The organism is Kitasatospora sp. NPDC057512 (assembly GCF_042802135.1).
In the GTDB taxonomy this organism is placed as follows: Bacteria; Actinomycetota; Actinomycetes; order Streptomycetales; family Streptomycetaceae; genus Kitasatospora.
This window is the reverse complement of the sequence record NZ_JBHVET010001249.1, coordinates 1-1276: the sequence shown is the minus strand read 5'-3', so window position 1 is coordinate 1276 and position 1276 is coordinate 1. Positions and strand designations below refer to the sequence as shown.

The window sequence follows — 1276 nt, the reverse complement described above, 5'->3', positions numbered from 1 at the left end:
CGCTGCCGCCCGGGGCCGCGGCGCCCCGCGCGTCACCAGTTCCGGACCTGCCGGATGATCCGCCGCTTCAGCCGGACCGTCCGGCTGCCGTCGGGGAACAGCCTCAGCCGGTCGAGCTCCCAGTGCCCGTACTCGGCGTGCTCGGTGAGCAGTTGGCGCGCCGCGTTGCGCGTGGTGCCGCGCGGCATGCGCAGGGACTGGTACTCGTACTCCGGCTGCCGGACCGGCTTCCGTGGGGTCAAAACGCTCCTCCTGGGGATCACCTTCGGGCAAGCCTACGGCCTGCCCCGGACAGTCGGCCCGGGTATTTCCGGCCGTCCTCCCGTGCGCGGGCGACGGTCGGAACGGGTGCGACCCGGGACACCGGCTGACAGTTCATCAGTCCTGTTGCCACTGTGGAGGGGATACCCCGATCCCGGCGCGCGAAGCGGCAGCCGGATGGCCTCGGCGGGCCCGGCGTGCGCCCTCCGCGCCCGCTTCGCGCCCGTGGCGCGTGGGGATGAAGCGGGATGGATCGGACATCAGGGGGGAAGTTGCGGTGAAATCGCGGGTGTAGGTGACAACCGCTGTGCGTGGCGACACCGCGGGGAGATAGCGTCTGCACCATGTCTGATGCCGCGCAGCCCACCATTGCCGAGGTACGCGCCGCCGCTGAGGCGGTCAAGGCCGCCATCGACCGTCATCTGGAAGCGGTGTCAAGCCCCAACGCAGCCGATGATCCCGCCGTCACCGCCGCCTACGAGCAGCTCGCGACGGCGGCCATCGCCTACGACCAGCTCCTGTACGAGGCCTACGACGAGGTCACGCCCTTCGAGATCCCCGGGGACGAGGGCCCCGGCGGGTACCACGGCCCCGAACAGCCCGAGGCGATCAGCGTGTTGATCCGCCGCGACTACCACGTCGTCGACCCCGAGCGGCTGCGTGCCCAGGCCGAGCGGCTGGACGAGTCGCTGACCCCGGGCGGCGCCGGCGCGGGCGGGGTGAACGCCGCGATCGGCGTGCTGTTCGGCGAGTACGAGCCCGACGAGATCGCCGCCCGCAGCGAGGAGTTCGGCCTGGAGGAGGCCGACTCGACGCTCTGGGTCGCGGCCACCGAGCCGACCGAGCCGGGCGAGTGGCTGCCCGAGCCCTTCGAGCACGCCGACCCGCAGCTGTTGATCTGCCGGTTCGACGTGAGCGAGGTCTACGACGACGAGGACCCGGACGACTGACGTGGTTCAGGACGACTGACGCGGTTCGGCACGACCGACGCCGTGCAGGACGCACGACGGGCGGG

General features: G+C 71.9%; 2 protein-coding genes. One reads left to right on the top strand and one right to left on the bottom strand.

What is annotated here, in order from left to right; all coding sequences use genetic code 11:
* Window positions 1–32: 32 nt before the first annotated feature.
* Entirely contained in the window at window positions 33–242 is a 210-nt protein-coding gene (locus ACFU6K_RS39260) for a DUF5703 family protein (RefSeq protein ID WP_037901221.1), read from the bottom strand.
* 363 nt (window positions 243–605) lie between these two features.
* Here ACFU6K_RS39260 and ACFU6K_RS39255 point away from each other — a divergent pair, with 363 nt between their 5' ends.
* Entirely contained in the window at window positions 606–1211 is a 606-nt protein-coding gene (locus tag ACFU6K_RS39255) for a hypothetical protein (RefSeq protein WP_049660402.1), read from the top strand.
* Window positions 1212–1276 lie beyond the last annotated feature (65 nt).